This is a genomic window from Olleya sp. 1-3, assembly GCF_002836085.1.
Taxonomy (GTDB): Bacteria; Bacteroidota; Bacteroidia; order Flavobacteriales; family Flavobacteriaceae; genus Olleya; species Olleya namhaensis.
The window spans coordinates 84,745-105,033 of record NZ_PJBW01000009.1 but is presented as its reverse complement, the minus strand read 5'-3'; the positions used below and the strand labels follow the sequence as shown (position 1 = coordinate 105,033).

Below are 20,289 nucleotides of genomic sequence, written 5' to 3'. Positions count from 1 at the left end.
GAAAAAAGGTTACCTATAAAGGTAGCCTTTTTTTATGCCCTAAATTTAGCTTTTGTTAAATAGTATCTTAATATGTTGTAGATAAAGTTTAGATAAGCCTGAGATAGGTCTTAACTAAGTGTTAGATTGGTTTTTGCATAGTATTACAAACAAAAAAAAGGTTGTCCAAATGGACAACCTTTTTTACTAGTATTTAAAGTGAAACTTATTTTAAGCTCTCTAATAATTTTTCTGCAACTAACTCAGACGATGCTGGGTTTTGTCCAGTAATTAAATTACCATCTTGAATAGCGTAAGCTGCCCAGTCTTCTTTCTTAGAATAGATTCCGCCATTTTCACTTAGCATATCTTCTACTAAAAATGGTACAACATCTGTTAATCCAACAGCTGCTTCTTCAGTATTAGTAAATCCTGTTACTTTTTTACCATTCACTAATGGTTTTCCATCAGTTCCTTTTACACCTTTTAAAGCTGCAGGCGCGTGACATACAAATGCAACTGGCTTCTCTTGTGTGTTAAATTTCTCGATTAATGCAATAGATGTTGCATCGTTAGCTAAATCCCATAATGGTCCGTGACCACCTGGATAGAAAACAGCATCAAAATCGTCAGCATTAATGTCTGATAATTTGCTTGTGTTTGCAATCTTAGCTTTTGCAGCAGCGTCTTTATTAAAACGGTCTGTTGCTTCTGTAGCAGCATCAGGAGAATCACTACTTGGATCTATTGGTGCAGCACCTCCTTTTGGAGTAGCGATAGTAATATCAGCGCCTTTGTCTAATAATGAGTAATATGGACTTGCGAATTCTTCAACCCAAAATCCTGTTTTCTTTCCTGTGTCTCCTAATTGATCGTGAGATGTTAATACAAATAATACTTTCATAGTTTTTTCTTTTTTTAGTTCTGTTTTTACTTCTGAAACTTTTTCAGAGGTGGTTTTGTTTGATTTGTTGTTACAGCTTGAAGCTGTTACTATAGTTAACGTTAACGCTAATGTTTTTAATATATTCATTTTTATTGCGACTACTAGTGCCTGTTTTGTTTAATTACATTTCGACTGCGGGCAATGTGACAGTTATGTTGTTTACTAATCCTTATTAATGCGATTACTAGTGTCAGTTTGAGCGCAGTCGAAAACGCATTACAGTTCTACTTTAGCTAGCATTTCGACTTGCGGGCAATGTGACAGTTTTACTATTTTATAATCATTATTATTGCGATTGCCAATGTCAGTTTGAGCGCAGTCGAAAACTCATTACAGTTCTGTTTTTACTAGCATTTCGACTTGCGGGCAATGTGACAGTTTTACTATTTTATAATCATTATTAATGCGATTACCAATGTCAGTTTGAGCGCAGTCGAAAACCCTTAGAATGTTGCGTTTATAGCAATCCGACCACACCCATTGTGACGTTTATATTTAGTAAGCCATTTTAACTATTTTCTCAACCTTATCTGGAGATAATGTTTGGTGTTCTCCTAATCCTGTCCAACCACGATCTGTAAAGCGTTGTGAGATTTTTTCGGCAGTACCTTCATAATCTTTAGTGTAATCTGATAATTTTGTATCAATACCTAATTGATGGAAAAAGTCTACTGTTTTTTCTATTGCTGCATAGGCTTTGTCATCAGTGCTACCTTCCGTAATATTCCAAACACGCTCACCATATTGTGCTAATTTCTCTTTTTTGTCTTCAAAATTAAATTTGTAGTGGCTTGGTGCAATTACAGCTAATGTACGTGCGTGATCAATACCAAATAAAGCGGTTAACTCATGACCAATAGCATGAACAGCCCAGTCTGTAGGTACTCCTTTTTGAATTAATCCGTTAAGCGCCATGGTGCAACTCCACATAAAGTTAGCTGCAGCTTTATAGTCCGTTGGATCTTTTAATACTTTAGGAGCAACTTCTACTAAGGTTTGTAAAATACTCTCCGCAAAACGATCTTGTAATAAAGCGCCAATTGGATACGTCATGTATTGTTCTAACACATGTGTAAATGCATCTGTCAGTCCATTTGCTAATTGACGTTGTGGAATAGATTGTATTACTTGAGGATCTAAAATTGAAAACTCAGGAAATAAACCAGGTCCGCCCATAGCAAGCTTTTCTTGAGTTTTTGCTCTTGTAATTACTGCACCAGAATTCATTTCAGATCCTGTAGCTGGTAACGTTAAAACAGTTCCAAAAGGCATTCCTTTTTCTGTTCTGATATTTTTTGTTAAGATATCCCAAGGTGTATCACCGTCATATACTGCTGCAGCAGATAAAAACTTAGTTCCGTCAATTACAGAACCACCACCAACAGCTAATAAATACGTAATGTTTTCGTCTTTAATAACTTGTAATGCTTCCATTAAAGTGGCGTACTCTGGATTTGCAGGAATACCTCCAAACTCAACAACGTCAACACCTGCTAATGCTGTTATTACTTGGTCGTAAATCCCGTTTTTCTTAATACTTCCTCCACCGTAAAGCAATAATACTTTAGCATCTTGAGGAATTTCTTCTTTTACTTTTTTTATAGTATCCTTTCCAAATATAATTTTGGTTGGATTTTTAAATTCAAAATTGTTCATCTTCTTTTCTTTTAATTCGTTCTTAATTTATAAATAAACATCTCTTTAGTCCCTTTGAGGGGAACGTATCAAGGAGGTTTAAATTTTAACAATCATTTTCCCTTTGTTTTTACCTTCAAATAAATCGATAAAAGCATTTGGGATATTATCAAAACCTTCAACAATAGTTTCTGTATATTTTAATTTACCATCAGCTAACCAAGTGGATAGCTTTTGCATTGCTTCTGGGAATTTATCTGCATAATTAGAGACAATAAACCCTTGCATTAAAGCACTGTTTTTCACTAAAAATGGTTGTACACTAATACTTGTAGGTAATTCGGTTTCGTTATAAACAGAGATTGCTCCGCAAATAATGATTCTAGCAAAATGATTTATATTAAATAATACAGCATCCGATATTGGACCTCCAACATTATCAAAATAAACATCGACACCATTTGGCGCTAGTTTTTTTAGATCCGCATTAATATCTTTACTTGTGTTATAATTAATACCTGCATCAAAACCAAACTTGTCTTTTAGCATGTCAATCTTCTCATCGGTTCCAGCAATTCCTATAACATGAAGTCCTAAGATTTTTGCTATTTGACCAACAACACTACCAACAGCTCCTGCAGCACCAGAAACTACAATAGTCTCACCTTTAACGGGTTTACCTATCTGAGTTAAACCTAAATATGCAGTTAATCCTGTCATCCCTAAAACACCTAAGTATGTACTTAATGGCGCTTTAGACCCGTCTACTTTATTTAAACCCTCACCATTTGATACTTGTTGAGTAGACCAATTTAACATACCGGAAACATAATCGCCTATAGTAAAGTTGTCATTTTTAGACGCTACAACTTTGGCAACCACTCCAGAATGTACTGGCTGATTTAATTGAAAAGGGGGTACATACGATTTTGCATCGCTCATACGTCCTCTTAAATAAGGATCAACTGAAACGTAAGCAGCTTCTAACAATACTTCGCCTTCAGATATGTTTAGCTCTGAATCTTCAGTAACAAATTCAAAATTTGAAACTGTAGGTTTTCCTACTGGTCTGTTATTTAATAAAATGGTCTTTCTCATAATAGTTTTTAGTCAATTACAGTTACTAATTCTGACATAGGTTTTCTAACTTTAACTAAGTTTACTAACCAGTCTTCGTCTTCTTTTCTATAACCAATAGGTAACATTACAGCACTACGTAATCCTTTTTCGCGTAAGCCTAAAATTTTATCTACTGCATCTGGTTCAAAACCTTCTAATGGTGTTGCATCTACACCTTCAAAAGCTGCAGCTGTTAGTGCTTCCGTAAAAGCGATGTAAGCTTGTTTTGCAGCATGGTTAAAGTTTTCTTCTGGATCTTTTTGAGGATACATACCTAATAACATTTGACGGTAGTTTTCCCATCCTTCGTTTTCAAAACCACGAATCTCATTAGTTAAATCAAACATATGGTTTATACGTTCTGGTGTATAAGTGTCCCATGCAGCAAATACTAATAGGTGAGAACAGTCTGTAATTACAGATTGGTTCCAAGCTACAGGTTTAATTTGTTCTTTAATATCTTGATTTTTTACTACAAAAATTTCAAAAGGTTGTAAACCACTAGAAGTAGGCGCTAAACGTGCAGCTTCTAAAATACGTTCTACTTTATCTTCTGCTACTTTCTCTCCATTCATTGCTTTTGCAGCGTATCTCCAGTTTAATTTGTCTAATAATTCCATAGGGTTAATTTATTTTTTTTAATTGTTTTTAGTAATTCTTTTTATATCTGTTGAAGTAATAATGACTTCGGCATAACTAGTACTATTTGCCAGATTGATCATGGCTTGCGCGATATGATCAGGTTCTGTAATTTTATATTGTTTTAATTTGCCTATAAATAATGGCTGAAGCACTTTAAAAATGGCTAAGCCAATTTTTTCTAACATACGACGCTCTTCACGTTGTCCTCCAATTAATGAAGGTCTTAAAATAAAAGTTCTGCTGATGTTTTGTTGCTTAACATCACGCTCCATTTCGCCTTTAGTTTTATTGTAAAAAATAGAACTGTTAGGATTAGCACCCATTGACGAAATAACGACAAACGTATCAATACCGTTAGCTTTTGCTAGCTTAGCAGCAGCTACAGGAATACCGTAATCAATTTTTTTATAAACCGATTTATCCGGTGTTTTACTGGCAGTTGTACCAATGCAACAAAAGACTTGGTGTGCTTTAAAATCCGTTTTGAATTGTTCTAAATCCAACAAATTGCCAATATATTGTGTGACTTTACTTGGTAGACCTTCTATTTTTGTACGCGAAAACAGTTTAATGCTAGAGTAGTCTTTATCCTCAATTAACTTTTGAAGTAATAAACCACCAGTTAAACCGGTCGCGCCTAATATTATTGCTGTTTTATTCATGTTAACTACAAACTTTTATGCTGCTCCAAGCAGATTGATAGGCTTCGTCTAAATGTGTTTGATCTAATTTAAAGGCACCACGTTTTTCTGTCATCATTAAAAATGATAGTGGATTTATGGCGTAAGCATATAATAAGTAATCAGATAACGGTTTTATAATGCCTTCCTTTCTGCCACGTTGCCAAAGATCTAATAGTGGTTGTAGGTGTTTTATACCTTCTTGTCTACTATATTCGTCTATCATTGGTGTATTATCACATTGCGCTAAAAACAAGGCATTATCGCACTCCTTAAGCTTAAAATCTGCAATACGTTTCCAAATCAATTCAAAACCTGCTTCTACAGGCATATTTGGGTCAAAATTTTCAAACGCATATTTTGTGTATTCGGCTTTAACTTCGACGTAAGTCTTATTAACCAAATCTTGTTTGTTTTCAAAATACAGATAAATGGTAGCAGGAGAGACGTTAGCCATCTTTGCTATCTTACTCATTGGTGTGGCGTGAAAACCGTTGTTGTTTACCAACTCGATAGTCGCCTTAATCAATGCGTTACGTTTATCAATACTTTTTTGAAGTTTTGCCATTACGCGTTTGTTTTATATAATTTAAAAGACAGCGCTATTAACACTAATTGCATTGGTAATCTAATTAATGCTGCTTGATGACTTCCAATTGCTGGTGTGTCTGAAAAAACATCCCATATATGTATTGGTAGAAAAAGGAGCATTAAAACAAAAATTGCTAAAGCCGCTTTGCTAGCAAATTTTGGGACAAGTAAAAGGATACCTAAACCAACTTCTAAAATCCCTGACCCGTAAATGATAGCAGTTTTAAAAACCAATATATCTGGCACAAATGGATTGAAAAAGTCTGGATTTATAAAATGCTGACTACCTGCATATATCATAAATACAGCCAGAAGTACTTTTAAAATGTTCCAAATTAGTTTCATGTCTTTGTTTTGTGTGTACAAAGATATGTAAAAATGAATGTTCATTCTTTTTTTTAACAAACATTTATAAAATGTAACAACAAGCCTTGTCTATGCTATTGGAAGAGACCTGTTGGTTTGTGTTAAGTTGTTGTTACTTAGTTTTATAATTTAATTTTATGACATTTTAGGTGTTTGTATATTCTAATAAGGTAATCAAACCATTTACATGCTTATTAAATAGTTTTTACTAAACATTTTGTTATAAATATCCATGCTGAACATATATAATTGTGCTGGCTTTTTAGAAACACCTACTTGTTTTTCGTCTAAAGCAATAATATACTTTTTGTTTATTAGTTTACGTCTAAAGTTTCTGTTATCAATATCAATACCCAAAATGGACTGATATAAATCTTGTACTTCATTAATAGTAAACTTGTCTGGAAGTAATTTAAATATAATAGGTTCTGACAGGCATTTTTCTTTTAAATCCTCATAAGCTTCTAGTATTATCTTTTCGTGATCAAAACCTAAATCGGGTAGGGCATTAATAGGAAACCATTTGGCTTCAAACGTATTCTGCTCTAAATTGACATCTTCTGTTTTTAATAAAAAATAATAGGCTATGGTTATGGTTCTTAGATTAAAGGCTTCGTTTGCAATCCAAACTAAATCTTTTGGATTAGTCAATCTATCAGGATCGCCAAACGCTTTAAATTGCTTTTTATATTGATCAGTCAATCCTGTTAACTCTTTTAATACACGCGTAGCAGTATCATCTAAAGTTTCGGTTTTAAGGACGTGATATCCTGTTAACACATAATCGTCCACTAAAACCTCTGATGTAAACTTCGATTTTAAATAGCGTTTGATTAATAACACATTTAAAGATTTAGTGTTGGTATCGTATCCAAAAACGACACAATCCACAGATAGATTCAATATTTTTTCTGATTCCATAGGTTTATTTCTTTAGAAATCTAATTTTTAATTAGTTAACCAGTTTAGTGGTTAGATTTTTATTAAACGTCAGTTGTACATTACTAATACTGTAATTTGAGAGTGACAATATACTCTAATTAGAGGTAAAATAGCACATAATAATGATAAAATAACATATTTTTTTACACTTTTATTAGGATTTAATAATTTATTTATGATACATTTGAAAAACAAACGTATTTATGACGTTTATAAAACGTGAGTAATTTAAAATCCTAATAAGATGACATTAAGCCAACTAACCACAACAAGACAAGTAGCGATTACTAAACCGTCAAATTTTAAAGAAGCATTACAATTATTGATATGTCTTTTTATGGTTTGTGCAGTAAGTCTTAGTTATGCACAGGAGGACGATATGACTACGGATAGTTATGAGCCTTTTAGTATTGGTGCTCATCTTAAAAACATGCACACTTGGCATGGTTTTGTCGTGCATCCTGGAGCGTTGTTTGCTGCTAATTTGGAATATAATTCTAGAAATAAGAAATTTACTTTTGGATTTTGGGGAGGTGCAAGCTTTTCTTCTGTTGATGTTAAGAATATTGTTACTGGCGAAAATGAAAGTGCTTACTATAAGGAGTTTTCAATCTATACAAAATATCGTTTTTCTGACCAATTTTTTATTGAAGCAGTATCACATAACAACTACACTGGTGTTGAAGAGCGAGGTGATAAACTCCATTATTGGAGTTATGACAAGACGCAAGGCTATAATTTTGTGGATTTAAATTTTGGTTACAATATTACACCTAACACCTTATTGTATCTAGCAACCATTATTAATGGAGGTTCTGGTGATTATGAGGTGCAAGCTAACGGAGACTTAGAAAATTCTTGGACACATTACTTTGAAGTAAACAGTAAAGTTTGGGAAAATAAGACCTCTAGCTTGTCTTTGTTTGCTGGTGGTGCTTGGTCTTTTATTACAGATAAAACGTTTTACACAATAGGCTCAGGAAATATTATAAATGTAGGTGCTACGTTTAGTAAAAAATTAACGATTAGTAATTATAGTGTGCCTGTGGATGTTACCGCGATGTGGAATCCAGAACAAGAAAAAACAGTATTGCAATTAGATATTACATTATTTTAAATTGAACCTAAAATGGTAGTAACTAACATATAACGATAAAGTATTAACTTACATAATAGAATAAAACCTTTAAGTAATATTTAAAATCATGAGAATAAAAAACTTAAAATTCGGACTAAAATTAATAGGTATGCCAATGCTGGCAATGCTATTAAGTCTATCACTAAACAGTTGTGTGGAGCATTTAGATGCCAGTAAAACAACTGCAAATAGTGGTGAAGCGGAAGGGGCACTATTTGCAAGTGCTATTGATCTTACTGGTAAGAAAATCGGGTATTGTACACCGTCTTTAAATGCACCGTATTATCAAGCGTTATTACAAAGTATAAAAGCAACAACAGAGAAAAACGGTATGATATTTTTATCTGCAGATGGTCAGGATGATATTACAAAGCAAATCGCAGCAGTAGAGGATTTAATTACCAAAGGTGTTGATGCGTTATTGTTAAATCCAAAAGATCCTGATGCTTTGGTTGGGATAACTAAAGTGGCTAAAGCAGCAGGCATTCCGGTATTTATTATTGATAGTTCTATTAATCCTTCGGCTGATTTTGTAACAACTATCCAGTCTAATAATCTAGCAAATGGTGCATTAGCAGGCGAGTGGTTAGCTAAGAAAATGGGAAAAACACCTATGAATATTGCTTTGTTAAGCGGTAACGCAGGTAACCCCGTAGGTCGTACACGTAAACAAGGCTTATTACAAGGGATTACGGAAGAGCAATTACGTACTCAAGGAAAAATTGACTTAAATGTAAAAACACAAGCGTATACAGAATGGTCTTATGCTGGTGGTTTAAAAGCTATGGAAGATATTTTAGTAGCGCATCCAGATATAAATGTGGTGATTACAGAATCTGACGTGTGTGTATTAGGTGCTATAAAAGCTATTGCACAGGCAGGTAAAACGGATGATATTTTAATTGTTGCAGGAGCGGATGGACAGAAAGAGGCTATTAAATATATTATGGAAACCGATTTTTATGGGTGTACCGCAATGAATAGTCCAGTCCAAATTGGAAAAAATGCTGTAAAGTATGCAGTGGAATATATGAATGGGAAACGTGATTTTGATAAAAAATCATACACAGCACCTTTATTAATTACAAAGGAAAATGCTGCTAAGTATTACAATCCTAATGCTTTATTCTAATAGACATTGATATGAAAAATTCAGAAAATGAATACCGTCTTGAAATGTCTGGCATATCCAAAAGTTTTGGTGTTGTATCAGTACTTAAGGACGTGACTTTAAAAGTAAAGCCCGGAGAAATCCATGCCTTATTAGGCGAAAATGGAGCAGGTAAATCAACACTTATAAAAATATTAAGTGGTGTACACCATAAAGACTCTGGTACAGTCCTTTTAAATGGTGAAGAAATAAACCCAAAAAACACACATGAGGGCCAAGTGCTTGGGATTAGCGTGGTGTATCAAGAGTTGTCTCTAGTAAATGATTTATCTGTTGCCGAAAATATTTATTTGCACAAATTAGGCGCAAGTAAGTTTTGGATGAATTGGGATAAAATTACTAAAGATGCACAAGCTTTAATTGATTCTTTAGGGTTTACAATAGACGCTTCGGCAAAAGTTAGAGACTTAAGCATTGTTCAAAAACAAGTAGTCGAAATTGCAAAAGCATTGTCAGAAGACACTAAAGTTTTGGTTTTAGATGAGCCCACAACCGTTTTTGATCCTACAGATACAAAAAAGCTGTTTGATAACCTGTTTAGATTAAGAGATCAGGGAATTTCAATAATATATATATCGCATCATTTAGACGAGATTATAAAAATAGCAGATTCGGTAACTGTTCTAAGAGACGGTGTTGATACAGGTAGTATGGCTGTTAAGGATACAGATACGGATGGTATTATACGTTTAATGATTGGTCGCGAATTGAAAGATTTGTTTCCTGTTAGAGATGCGGTAATTGGTACAGAACCTATTTTTGAAGTTAAAAATCTAACTGCAAAAGACACTATAGTGCATGATGTTTCATTTTCAGTACGTCCAGGAGAAGTCCTTGGTATTGCTGGATTAGGAGGGAGTGGAAGAACAGAAACTGCAAAACTTATTTTTGGAGCTGACAAAAAAAAATCTGGAACTTTAATTTTAAATGGTAAAGAGATAAAAACAAAATCTCCGGTAGATGCTGCTGCCCATCAAATTGGCTTTGTGTCTGAAGACAGAAAGGAAGAAGGTGTGTTTTTACCATTATCCATAAGAAGAAACGTTAGTGTGACTAATTTTAAATCCATTTCAGGAAAATTAGGATTTATTAATGTGGACAGCGAATATAAAAAAGTGCTAGGCTTAATTGATAAGCTAAATATTAAAACACCAAGTTCTGAGATTGATGTTAAAAACTTAAGTGGTGGAAATCAGCAAAAAGTAGCCTTAGCTAAATGGTTAAGTATAGATAGTAAAGTGATTTTTATTGACGAGCCTACTAGAGGTGTGGATGTTGGAGCTAAAATAGAAATCTATAACCTAATAAACGAAGTCGCTAAAAAAGGGGTTGGAGTGGTTGTAATATCATCAGATATGCCCGAAATAATGGGTATTTCCGATCGTATTCTAGTTATGCATGAAGGGACCATTTATGGCGAGTTGCAAAAAGAGCAATTTTCTGAAGAAAACATACTGCGTTACTCTATTGGTAAGGCATTAAAACAACACAATTAAATATTAAAAATTTCACGTTATGGCTTTAACATTAAAACAACAACTTAGCAGCCCAGGTGGTTTTCTTAAGTTTTTAGTAAAGTATAATACTATATTTATTTTTATTTTACTAGTAATCTTTTCAGCGTTAATATCTGATGTTTTCTTTACTTCAGTAAACTTGTCTAATTTATTAAAACAAGTCTCAGGTATTGGTATTATTAGTATTGGAATGCTAATCGTAATCTTAACAGGAGGTATTGATCTATCTGTAGGGTCCATGGTGGCTTTGTTGGCGGTTACTTTCGCTATTCTAATAAACCTAGTCATACTGCCATTAGCAATAGTATTAACCATTGCAATAGGTTTTGGTTTAGGCAGTATTTCGGGATATCTTGTCGCCTATCAAAAAATGGCGCCTTTTGTTGCAACATTAGCTTTAATGACTATTGCAAGAGGATTAGGGTTTATATATTCTAAAGGCTCTCCAGTTACTTTTAAAACAGCGGGAGGTGTACACATGTCAAATTTTGCAAACAACGCTACTTTAGGGATACCAAATATAGCAATTGTCTTTTTTCTAATTGTTGTAGCAGCCATGGTTATGCTACGTTATAACGTCTTTGGAAGACTAATTATAGCTATTGGAAGTAACGAGGAAGCGTCACGTTTATCAGGTATAAAAGTTAACAAATACAAGTTTTTAGTATATGCTATTTCTGGTGCTTTAGCAGCTACTGCAGCTATAATTGTAGCATCTAGAACTAATTTAGGGTCACCAAATATGGGTATGTCATGGGAGTTGGATGCCATAGCAGCTGTTGTTATTGGTGGTGCTAGTTTAAATGGAGGTCGAGGATCCGCAATCAATACATTAATGGGGGTGCTTATTTTAGGATTAATAGGAAACATATTAAACCTTTTAAATGTACCATCATATCCACAACAAGTAGTAAAAGGAGCTATTATCATATTTGCTGTATTACTTCAAAGATTTGAAAGCAAATAATTAAATTATTAAGATGAAAAATTACAAATTAAATTCTGAGAATCTTTCTTATATTTCTGAAAGAATTACAGTGCCACAATACGACAGAACGACCATTAAAACGGGCATAGTACATGTTGGTATTGGTGGTTTTCATAGATCACACGAAGCTTTTTATACAGACCAATTATTAGAGGATCCAGATAATAAGGATTGGGGAATATGCGGTGTTGCGTTATTAGATTTTGATAGCAGAATTTATAATACGTTAAACGAGCAAGACGGATTATATACTTTAATAGTTAAAGAATTAGATGGTAGACATACTAATCGTATTATTGGATCTATAGTCGAGTATTTATATGCGCCAGAGAATCCAATTGCGGTTATCGAAAAAATGGCAAGTCCTGAAGTAAAAATTATATCATTAACCATTACAGAAGGGGGGTATAATTATAACGAAGCAACTAAAGCATTCGACTTTAATAATCCTTTAATTCAGCATGATTTAGAGTTTCCTAATGCACCCAAAACTATTTTTGGATATATCACACAAGCATTAAAATTAAGACAGTCACGTGGTTTAAAAGGAGTAACGGTACAGTCTTGCGATAATATTCAAGGTAACGGTCATATGACAAAAACAATGGTATTGAGTTATGTTGGCAAAGCTGAACCTGGTTTAGTGGATTGGATAGAATCTAACGTGTCGTTTCCAAACGCAATGGTAGATCGTATTACACCTGCAACAGCGCCATTAGATATTGTAAACTTAATTAAGAACGATGGTGTACACGATGCTTGGCCAGTAGTATGCGAGCCTTTTAAACAATGGGTTATTGAGGACGATTTTATAGCAGGTAGACCAGCTTGGGAAACCGTGGGCGCGCAGTTTGTTGATAATGTAGAACCTTATGAGAAAATGAAACTTAGTTTATTAAATGCGGGACATTCCGTATTAGGTATACTTGGCGCATTAATAGGATATAATACAATTGATCAATCGGTTTCTAATCCAAATATTGCTACGTTTTTACATAATTATATGGATGTAGAGGTGACGCCAACTTTAGGCGATTTGGAAGGGATAGATTTAGGAAATTATAAAATGTCATTATTAGAGCGTTTTGGTAATATTAATATTAAGGATCAAATAGACCGTATATGTTCCGAGAGTTCTGCTAAGTTTCCAATTTTTATATTACCAACAGTAAACGCACAATTAGAAGATAAAGGTGATATTACTAATGCTGCATTTGTGGTTGCTGCTTGGGCTATTTACAGTTTAGGAAAAGACGAAAAAGGAAATACTTTAATTATAAAAGACGCCATGCAACCAGTGTTAAGCGCAAAAGCTTTAGAAAGCACAACAAATCCAGAAGCTTTTTTAGAAATAGATGCTGTTTTTGGATCTTTAAAAGACGCAAAACCATTTGTTGAAGCTTATACAACAGCATATAATGCTATTTTAAAGCATGGTGTGGAGCAATGTGTATTTGATTTAAACGCTAACATTTAACCCGATCTGAATGAAAAATATAGTTTGTTTTGGCGAAGTCTTATGGGATGTTTTTCCAACACATAAAAAAATTGGAGGCGCACCTTTAAATGTGGCTTTACGCTTAAAATCTTTAGATAATAATGTGTCAATTATTAGTCGTATTGGGGATGATAAAAAAGGACGAAAAATAAAGAAGCATCTATTAAAACAAGGTGTAAATGTTGCTAATTTACAAATAGATACCCAATTAAAAACAGGAAAAGTAAAAGTAATGCTTAACGCGAAAGGATCGGCGTCTTATGACATTATGTTTCCTAGAGCTTGGGATAAGATTACGCTTACAGACACCAGTAAAATTATAACGCAACATGCGGATGCTTTTATTTATGGAAGTTTAGTAGCAAGAGATGATATTTCTAGAGCCTCATTGTACGCACTTTTAAAGCTAGCGAAATACAAAATATTTGACATTAATTTAAGAGCACCATATTATACTAAGGAGGTTTTAAATCATTTAATGAATGAAGCTGATTTTATAAAATTTAATGATGAAGAGATTTTTGAAATCGGAGAAGCGCTTCACTCACAAACCCATTCTTTAGAACAGAATATTACATTTTTAGCAGAGCAGACTAATACCAAGACAATCTGTGTTACCAAAGGTCGTCATGGTGCTATTTTATATTATAATGGTACGTTTTATTATAATAGCGGTTATCAAATAGAAGTCGTAGATACTGTAGGTGCAGGAGATTCATTTTTAGCCACATTAATTAGTAAATTACTTAAAGGAGATAACCCACAGGAGGCAATTGACTATGCTTGTGCAATTGGTGCTTTAGTTGCCGGTAGTGAAGGCGCAAACCCCCAATTTAGTACAGAAGACATTAATGCGTTTATTTACCCTAACTAAATAAACGTGTTATTTATATAATAAGCAGATTGATAGCAGTATTAAAAGGTTTTATGTTTTCATAAAGCCTTTTTTTATTCCCTAAAACAACACTTTTTTTTATTAAAATTATTTAAAAATTTGTCATCTTTGCACTATGCATGCACCTATTGTAAAACACATCACTAATCACATTTCGCCATCTCAAGACGATCTGCAATTATTTAATTCTGTTTTAACGCAAGTGTCTGTTTCTAAAGGGCAGTTTTTACTTAAATCAGGAACTCATGTAAAACATCAGTATTTTGTGGTAAAAGGCTGTTTAAAAGCGTATTATTTAGATGATAAAGGCAATAGTCACATCATACAGTTTGCAGTAGAAAACTGGTGGATAGGCGATTTTGAAGCCTTTTTTAATCAAACACCAGCTAAATTATATATCGAAGCCATAGAGGATGCACAACTGTTATCTGTTAGTTATGATAATCTTCAAAAAATCTATGACCAAGCCCCAATATACGAACGCTATTTTAGATTGCTACTTACCAAAGCTTTTATAGGGCAGAGTAAGCGTATATTATCTTCGCAAGAAAAAAACACTAAAGAGCGTTATCTAGAGTTTTGTGCCTCGTATCCTTTAATAGAGGACCGTGTGCCAAATTATGATATAGCTAATTATTTGGGGGTCACACCAGAAAATTTAAGTAGAGTCCGAAGGCTTATTAAAAGTTAAATCTATCTTAATTGACTTACATCAATGACATTGGCTAGTATGTAATGTAACTTTGTTGTTATTAATAACTTACATTATTTACAATGAGCAAACAACCCCTATTAACTCCATATAATAAAAATATTAATCTTAAAAACCGTGTAATTATGGCACCTATGACACGTAGTCGTGCAGATAACGAAGGTAAAGTTGCTACAGACCAATTACAAGGCTTGTATTATGAGCAACGTGCTTCGGCTGGTTTAATTATTTCTGAAGGTTCTCAAGTATCAACTCAGGCAGTAGGATATATTCATACACCAGGGATTCATACAGATGCTCAAGTAGAAGGTTGGAAAAAAGTAACGAAGCGTGTACATGATAAAGGTGGAAAAATCTTTATTCAGCTATGGCATGTTGGACGTATGTCGCATCCAGATTTTCATAATGGAGAGCTACCAATTTCGGCTTCAGCCTTAAATCCAAACGCTAAATCATTTACGCCAGAAGGTTTTAAAGATACAGTTACGCCAAGAGCAATGACTATCCAAGATATCAAGCAAACAATTGAAGATTTTAAAAACGCAGCAGCAAATGCAGTAAAAGCAGGGTTTGATGGTGTGGAGATTCACTCGTCAAATGGCTATTTGTTTCAGCAATTTTTTAATGGTACGTCTAACAAGAGAACAGACAACTATGGAGGAAGTATAGAAAACAGAGCACGTTTCTTTTTTGAAGTTTTAGATGCTATGAAAGAGGTGATTCCTCAAGAAAAAATAGGCGCACGTTTTAATCCGTCTTTAGATGGGTTATTTGGTATTACTATGGATAAAGAGACAATCCCAACGTTTGAATATATTATCAAAAAATTAAACGATTATAATTTAGCTTACGTACATTTATCAGAACCGTTTACAGATGTTTCTGAAATTCCTTTTGCTGTTACAGAAATAGCAAAACACTTTAGACCATTATATAACGGTACTTTAATGATTAACACAGCGTTTGATCAAGACAAAGGAAACAAAGTGTTGGAGGCTGGTGATGCAGATTTAATAGCTTACGGAAAGCCATTTATTTCTAATCCAGATTTAGTAGAACGTTTTGAAAACAATTTAGAGTTAGCAGAGTGGGATCAAGACACGTTTTATACAACAGGAGTAAAAGGATATACAGATTATCCAAATGCAACTAAATAATTAATAAATAGTTTAACTTAAAACACACAACATGAAATTTACAAGAAAAGCAAATGCAGAATGGAAAGGTAGTGGTAAAGATGGACAAGGAAACCTAACAACAGGTAGTAAGGTTTTAGATAAAACAGCGTATTCATTTCATACACGATTTGAAGATGGTGAAAAAGGAACAAACCCAGAAGAATTAATAGGAGCAGCACATGCAGGATGTTTTGCAATGCAGTTAAGCTTTTTATTAAACGAAAATAAATTTACAGCAACTACTTTAGATGTAGACGCTACCGTTACTTTTGAAGATGGTGCAATTACTAAAATTACATTAAATTTAGTAGGTGATGTTCCAGAAATTGACGCAGAACAGTTCCAACAGATTGCTCAAAAAGCAAAGGAAGTATGCCCGATTTCAAAAGTATTAAATACAGAAATCGAGTTAATTGTAACTCTTAAAAAATCATAATTATGGCAACTACAACAGTAAAAGCATATGGTGCAACAGCAGCAACAGAAGATTTAAAACCTTTAGATATAGAGAGAAGAGCTGTGGGTGCAGACGATGTAAAAATTGATATTACGTTTTGTGGTGTTTGCCATAGTGATATACACACCGTTAGAAACGATTGGAAAGGATCAACATATCCGGTAGTGCCAGGACACGAGATTATTGGTCGTGTTTTAGAAGTTGGTGCAGGTGTTACTAAATACAAAGTAGGAGATAAAGTAGGTGTAGGATGTTTAGTAGATTCTTGCCAAACGTGTTCTTCTTGCGAACAAGATTTAGAACAATTTTGCGAAAAAGGAACAACATGGACCTATAATAGTCCTGATAAGCATATTGAAGGTAAACAAACATACGGTGGCTATTCTACCTCTGTAGTTGTTGATGAGAAATTTGTATTACGTATTCCTGAGAATTTAGACGACGCAGGAACAGCACCATTGTTATGTGCAGGAATTACAACTTGGTCACCTTTAAGTCACTGGAAAGTAAAAAAAGGAGATAAAGTAGGTGTTATTGGTCTTGGTGGATTAGGACATATGGGTGTTAAGTTTGCACATGCTTTAGGAGCACATGTTGTTATGATTACAACCTCTCCAGAAAAAGGTAAAGATGCTAAAAGATTAGGAGCACATGAAGTATTGGTGTCTAAAGATGCTGAGGCTATGAAGAAGCATCAAGGAAGTTTTGATTTTATCTTAAATACCATTCCTGTAGGTCATGAAATGGATCCTTATTTAACGTTGCTTAAAATTGATGCTACAATGGTGTTAGTTGGAGCAATAGAGGCTTTAAAACCTTTTCATGGAGGTAATCTTATTGGAGGACGCAAGCGTATTGCAGGATCTTTAATTGGAGGAATTAAAGAAACTCAAGAAATGTTAGATTTTTGTGGAGAGCACAATATTATTAGTGATATTGAGCTTATTGATATGCAAGATATTAATAAAGCTTACGATCGTGTAACTAGTAACGATGTTAAATATCGTTTTGTAATTGACATGAAATCTCTTAAAAACTAAAACGGTTTTTAATTTTATAATACAGCAGCATCTAAGGTAATTAGATGCTGTTTTTGTTTTTAGGCTAAAGCCGAAAAAATCTAATCGATAAATAATAATTTTTACTTATTTAAGCCACTTATAGTTTAATATGTATAATTATAGTCTGTCGAATTACTTATAAAACAATGAATTAAAAGAAGTTGATTTGTTTTTTACTTTAAACGCAATGGCTTTAAACTAATAAATAATAGCGTGTAAATTAAAAGCAATACTAAATACCACGTGTTAGCCACTAAATCTAAATAATTAATTTTTCCATTAGTTAAGCTTAAAATCATTAATACTTGAGCACCATAAGGTAAGAGTCCTTGAGTAATACAGGCAAAAATATCCAATATTGAAGCTGTTTTTTTGTTGTCTAAATCATACTCGTCATTTATTGTTTTTGCAATTGGACCAGCAATAATAATGGATACGGTGTTATTTGCAATTGCTAGGTTAATGGTGCTAACTAATGCAGCAATACCAAACTGAGCTGACGTTTTACTTTTGATTAATGTTTTTATTTTAATTAGGATATATTCAATCCCTCCGTTTTTAGAAACTAAAGCAGCTAAACCTCCTGTTAATAAAGAAAGTAAGAAAATTTCGGTCATACTAGTAAAGCCGGTATAAGCAATTTTAGTAGATTCAATTAATGTGAAATCACCATAAATAATCCCTAAAAGACCTCCCGAAATTACACCTAAAAGTAGTGTAACAAATACATTTACACCTATTATAGAAAGTGTGATAACTAGTAAGTAGGGAAGTATCTTGATTACAGAATAACTATAAACGGTAGTGTCTTCCAAGTTAGATTCTAATCCTAAACCTTGAATGATCAATATGACAATAGTAAATAGGGCAGCAGGGAGCGCAATTTTTATGTTTTGCTTAAACTTGTCACTCATTTTAACACCTAAGGATTGTGTGGCAGCAATAGTTGTATCAGAGATTACAGATAAGTTGTCTCCAAACATACTTCCTCCTAATAATGCACCGCATAAAATACCAAGATCGGCACTGCTTTTATCCGCAAAACCAATTACTATTGGAGCTAAAGCGACAATGGCACCAACGGAAGTACCGGTAGAAACAGATAAAAAGGCTGCGATTATAAAAACACCAAAATAAATGTATTGAATCGCTATAAAATCAAGGCCTAAATTAACAATTGCATCAACACTACCTGTCGCTTTGGTAATAGTTGCAAATGCACCAGCTAAAAGATAGATTAAACACATGGTAAGTATTTTGTCATCACCGCATCCTTTTAGTAACGTTTTAATTTTGGAATTTATAGACTGTTTGAACATTAAAAAAGCAACGATAATTCCTACTATCACAGCTATTGGAGCTGGAAGTGCATAAAAATCGTTTTGATAAATACCAACGCCTAGAAACGTGAATACAAATACGAATAGTGGTATTAAAGCTGATAATTTGGGAACGATTTTTTTTGAATTTGCCATTTTACTTTATTCATTTTAAAAAGGAATAAACAAGCAAGTAATAAGAAAGATGTCTTAACATTTGTTCCAATTAATGGCTTATCTATTTAGCACCTTGCTTGTTATTGCAGGTTGCTATCTCCTTTTATTGAGATTCTTGATAATTAATTTAAGTCGGCAAATTTAGGATATATAAGTATACCTATTTCTTAAAAAATGTTAATTGTTGGAGTTTACAATTTTTTCTAAATCGAAGTGGTGACAAAGAATATTCAAGTTGTTTATAATAAGGTGTTTAAAAACGGTAAGCAGTATTAGTATTTAAAAATATTTTCTTTTGACGTCTTTAGTGTCTATTACTTTAGTTGTTGAAATAAATCTCATAAAAAGATAAAGTGACATGTAATGACAAATAAGGATTAAAACCGTAAACGTCTGGTTGTATAAAAAGTACTCGTTTATAGGGGATAAGCCTAAGTTAAATATAGTGGCAACACCTGAAGCTAATAAAACAGTACCATTAGAGTAGTTATCACTAATATAAATCATGGCAAATGTGGCTGCATAAATAAACAAACACAATGCGCAAATAAACACATAAATTAAATTTGAATTAGGGATTTGCCCTATTAGCAAATCCACGACCGCGTATATAATATAACCAACAAGGAAAAAACCAATAATAACAGATAACGATAGAAAAGATTTTAATTTACTTTTTACTAAATACTTTTTAAGTATTAGTGTAAATAAAATTAAATAACCTGATGTTAAAAGGCTGATAGCGTTAAAGTATTTATTAAAAGAATAAAAGCTTAAAATATTTAGGCCTAAAAAAGCAAGTAATGCCAATAAAAACAAGGGGTCGGCTTTTTTTCTGGTAACACTCAAGTATTTAGTAATTATGGCTAAGATGACTACCGGAGAAATGTAAATCATGTTTTTTTTAACCGTAAGGGTAATACTCATGGTTATAGCCGTAAAAAAAGCAACAAAAAAAAGAATATCAAAAACATTGTTCTTTTTTAAAAAGTGAAATGTGCTAATTTTTTTAATTGTCATTAATTGTAGGTTAGTAGACTTTGGTTCAATAAATATAAAAAATAGTTTGATTAAAAGGGGGTAAACTAATTTAGATTTAATCTATAATATAGTTTTGTTTAACCGAATAAAAATCTATCCTGCATTAAAAACACAGTTAAAAAGCATTGTAAACACCTGTTTTGTAGGGTTATTCGTGATAATTAAATCATAAATGTTATATTTTTACTATTCAAACACGTTAAACAGAATTTTTGATTTTAAGTTATTAATCTGTTT

20 protein-coding genes and 1 riboswitch are annotated in these 20,289 nt (G+C 33.2%); of the genes, 10 read left to right on the top strand and 10 right to left on the bottom strand.

From position 1 onward, the window contains the following. Positions 1–205 precede the first annotated feature (205 nt). The 8 genes from CXF54_RS11040 to CXF54_RS11005 form a co-directional block, all read right to left on the bottom strand. Positions 206–1,012, bottom strand: coding sequence for a type 1 glutamine amidotransferase domain-containing protein (locus tag CXF54_RS11040; protein WP_198551059.1), 807 nt, complete (start codon positions 1,010–1,012; stop codon positions 206–208). 408 nt (positions 1,013–1,420) lie between these two features. Further along, entirely contained in the window at positions 1,421–2,581 is a 1,161-nt protein-coding gene (locus tag CXF54_RS11035) for an iron-containing alcohol dehydrogenase (protein ID WP_101203584.1), read from the bottom strand. A gap of 78 nt (positions 2,582–2,659) precedes the next feature. Continuing rightward, complete coding sequence (locus CXF54_RS11030; protein WP_101203583.1) at positions 2,660–3,658, bottom strand: NADP-dependent oxidoreductase; 999 nt, start codon at positions 3,656–3,658, stop codon at positions 2,660–2,662. A gap of 8 nt (positions 3,659–3,666) precedes the next feature. After that, positions 3,667–4,299, bottom strand: a complete 633-nt coding sequence (locus tag CXF54_RS11025) for an NAD(P)H-dependent oxidoreductase (protein ID WP_090840983.1) — start codon at positions 4,297–4,299, stop codon at positions 3,667–3,669. Positions 4,300–4,317: 18 nt separating this feature from the next. After that, a complete protein-coding gene (locus CXF54_RS11020; protein WP_101203582.1) occupies positions 4,318–4,983 on the bottom strand; it encodes an NAD(P)H-binding protein in 666 nt (221 codons plus the stop codon). Position 4,984: 1 nt separating this feature from the next. Further along, complete coding sequence (locus CXF54_RS11015; RefSeq protein WP_090840979.1) at positions 4,985–5,569, bottom strand: TetR/AcrR family transcriptional regulator; 585 nt, start codon at positions 5,567–5,569, stop codon at positions 4,985–4,987. Next, positions 5,569–5,937, bottom strand: coding sequence for a MauE/DoxX family redox-associated membrane protein (locus CXF54_RS11010; RefSeq protein WP_101203588.1), 369 nt, complete (start codon positions 5,935–5,937; stop codon positions 5,569–5,571). Before CXF54_RS11010 ends, CXF54_RS11015 begins: the two co-directional genes overlap by 1 nt. Positions 5,938–6,141: 204 nt before the next feature. Then, positions 6,142–6,879: an NUDIX hydrolase gene (locus CXF54_RS11005; protein WP_101203581.1), complete on the bottom strand. Its 738-nt coding sequence runs from the start codon at positions 6,877–6,879 to the stop codon at positions 6,142–6,144. 265 nt (positions 6,880–7,144) lie between these two features. Between CXF54_RS11005 and CXF54_RS11000 the strand changes: the two genes are divergently transcribed. From CXF54_RS11000 to CXF54_RS10955, 10 genes are all read left to right on the top strand, one after another. Further along, positions 7,145–8,017 (top strand): hypothetical protein, encoded by an 873-nt coding sequence (locus tag CXF54_RS11000; protein WP_101203580.1) that lies wholly within the window; start codon positions 7,145–7,147, stop codon positions 8,015–8,017. A gap of 88 nt (positions 8,018–8,105) precedes the next feature. Then, positions 8,106–9,170: a substrate-binding domain-containing protein gene (locus CXF54_RS10995; protein WP_090840973.1), complete on the top strand. Its 1,065-nt coding sequence runs from the start codon at positions 8,106–8,108 to the stop codon at positions 9,168–9,170. Positions 9,171–9,181: 11 nt separating this feature from the next. After that, positions 9,182–10,705, top strand: coding sequence for a sugar ABC transporter ATP-binding protein (locus tag CXF54_RS10990; RefSeq protein ID WP_101203579.1), 1,524 nt, complete (start codon positions 9,182–9,184; stop codon positions 10,703–10,705). Positions 10,706–10,724: 19 nt separating this feature from the next. Further along, positions 10,725–11,693 carry an ABC transporter permease gene (locus tag CXF54_RS10985; protein WP_101203578.1) on the top strand — a complete coding sequence of 323 codons (969 nt, stop codon included), beginning with the start codon at positions 10,725–10,727 and terminating at the stop codon, positions 11,691–11,693. 13 nt (positions 11,694–11,706) lie between these two features. After that, positions 11,707–13,191, top strand: coding sequence for a mannitol dehydrogenase family protein (locus tag CXF54_RS10980; RefSeq protein WP_101203577.1), 1,485 nt, complete (start codon positions 11,707–11,709; stop codon positions 13,189–13,191). A gap of 10 nt (positions 13,192–13,201) precedes the next feature. After that, positions 13,202–14,086: a carbohydrate kinase family protein gene (locus tag CXF54_RS10975; protein ID WP_101203576.1), complete on the top strand. Its 885-nt coding sequence runs from the start codon at positions 13,202–13,204 to the stop codon at positions 14,084–14,086. Between the two features lie 136 nt (positions 14,087–14,222). Further along, positions 14,223–14,798, top strand: a complete 576-nt coding sequence (locus CXF54_RS10970) for a Crp/Fnr family transcriptional regulator (RefSeq protein WP_101203575.1) — start codon at positions 14,223–14,225, stop codon at positions 14,796–14,798. Positions 14,799–14,881: 83 nt separating this feature from the next. Continuing rightward, on the top strand, positions 14,882–15,976 hold the full coding sequence (locus CXF54_RS10965) for an alkene reductase (protein ID WP_101203574.1): 1,095 nt from the start codon (positions 14,882–14,884) through the stop codon (positions 15,974–15,976). A 31-nt stretch (positions 15,977–16,007) separates the two neighbouring features. Beyond that, the gene (locus CXF54_RS10960; protein ID WP_101203573.1) at positions 16,008–16,433 is read left to right on the top strand and encodes an OsmC family protein; all 426 of its coding nucleotides are present in this window, start codon (positions 16,008–16,010) and stop codon (positions 16,431–16,433) included. A gap of 2 nt (positions 16,434–16,435) precedes the next feature. Next, positions 16,436–17,494: an NAD(P)-dependent alcohol dehydrogenase gene (locus CXF54_RS10955; RefSeq protein WP_101203572.1), complete on the top strand. Its 1,059-nt coding sequence runs from the start codon at positions 16,436–16,438 to the stop codon at positions 17,492–17,494. A 194-nt stretch (positions 17,495–17,688) separates the two neighbouring features. Here the strand turns inward: CXF54_RS10955 and CXF54_RS10950 are convergent, their stop codons facing one another. Both CXF54_RS10950 and CXF54_RS10945 read right to left on the bottom strand, forming a co-directional pair. After that, positions 17,689–18,990, bottom strand: coding sequence for a Na+/H+ antiporter NhaC family protein (locus CXF54_RS10950; protein ID WP_101203571.1), 1,302 nt, complete (start codon positions 18,988–18,990; stop codon positions 17,689–17,691). Between the two features lie 50 nt (positions 18,991–19,040). Then, positions 19,041–19,138: riboswitch (SAM-I-IV-variant riboswitch) on the bottom strand. 152 nt (positions 19,139–19,290) lie between these two features. Beyond that, entirely contained in the window at positions 19,291–20,031 is a 741-nt protein-coding gene (locus CXF54_RS10945; RefSeq protein WP_101203570.1) for a hypothetical protein, read from the bottom strand. Positions 20,032–20,289 lie beyond the last annotated feature (258 nt).

Excerpts from the sequence above, each read along its gene's own strand:
- CXF54_RS11040 (WP_198551059.1), bottom strand. The coding sequence starts at position 1,012 with ATGAATATATTAAAAACATTAGCGTTAACGTTAACTATAGTAACAGCT.
- CXF54_RS11035 (WP_101203584.1), bottom strand. The coding sequence starts at position 2,581 with ATGAACAATTTTGAATTTAAAAATCCAACCAAAATTATATTTGGAAAG.
- CXF54_RS11030 (WP_101203583.1), bottom strand. The coding sequence starts at position 3,658 with ATGAGAAAGACCATTTTATTAAATAACAGACCAGTAGGAAAACCTACA.
- CXF54_RS11025 (WP_090840983.1), bottom strand. The coding sequence starts at position 4,299 with ATGGAATTATTAGACAAATTAAACTGGAGATACGCTGCAAAAGCAATG.
- CXF54_RS11020 (WP_101203582.1), bottom strand. The coding sequence starts at position 4,983 with ATGAATAAAACAGCAATAATATTAGGCGCGACCGGTTTAACTGGTGGT.
- CXF54_RS11015 (WP_090840979.1), bottom strand. The coding sequence starts at position 5,569 with ATGGCAAAACTTCAAAAAAGTATTGATAAACGTAACGCATTGATTAAG.
- CXF54_RS11010 (WP_101203588.1), bottom strand. The coding sequence starts at position 5,937 with ATGAAACTAATTTGGAACATTTTAAAAGTACTTCTGGCTGTATTTATG.
- CXF54_RS11005 (WP_101203581.1), bottom strand. The coding sequence starts at position 6,879 with ATGGAATCAGAAAAAATATTGAATCTATCTGTGGATTGTGTCGTTTTT.
- CXF54_RS11000 (WP_101203580.1), top strand. The coding sequence starts at position 7,145 with ATGACATTAAGCCAACTAACCACAACAAGACAAGTAGCGATTACTAAA.
- CXF54_RS10995 (WP_090840973.1), top strand. The coding sequence starts at position 8,106 with ATGAGAATAAAAAACTTAAAATTCGGACTAAAATTAATAGGTATGCCA.
- CXF54_RS10990 (WP_101203579.1), top strand. The coding sequence starts at position 9,182 with ATGAAAAATTCAGAAAATGAATACCGTCTTGAAATGTCTGGCATATCC.
- CXF54_RS10985 (WP_101203578.1), top strand. The coding sequence starts at position 10,725 with ATGGCTTTAACATTAAAACAACAACTTAGCAGCCCAGGTGGTTTTCTT.
- CXF54_RS10980 (WP_101203577.1), top strand. The coding sequence starts at position 11,707 with ATGAAAAATTACAAATTAAATTCTGAGAATCTTTCTTATATTTCTGAA.
- CXF54_RS10975 (WP_101203576.1), top strand. The coding sequence starts at position 13,202 with ATGAAAAATATAGTTTGTTTTGGCGAAGTCTTATGGGATGTTTTTCCA.
- CXF54_RS10970 (WP_101203575.1), top strand. The coding sequence starts at position 14,223 with ATGCATGCACCTATTGTAAAACACATCACTAATCACATTTCGCCATCT.
- CXF54_RS10965 (WP_101203574.1), top strand. The coding sequence starts at position 14,882 with ATGAGCAAACAACCCCTATTAACTCCATATAATAAAAATATTAATCTT.
- CXF54_RS10960 (WP_101203573.1), top strand. The coding sequence starts at position 16,008 with ATGAAATTTACAAGAAAAGCAAATGCAGAATGGAAAGGTAGTGGTAAA.
- CXF54_RS10955 (WP_101203572.1), top strand. The coding sequence starts at position 16,436 with ATGGCAACTACAACAGTAAAAGCATATGGTGCAACAGCAGCAACAGAA.
- CXF54_RS10950 (WP_101203571.1), bottom strand. The coding sequence starts at position 18,990 with ATGGCAAATTCAAAAAAAATCGTTCCCAAATTATCAGCTTTAATACCA.
- CXF54_RS10945 (WP_101203570.1), bottom strand. The coding sequence starts at position 20,031 with ATGACAATTAAAAAAATTAGCACATTTCACTTTTTAAAAAAGAACAAT.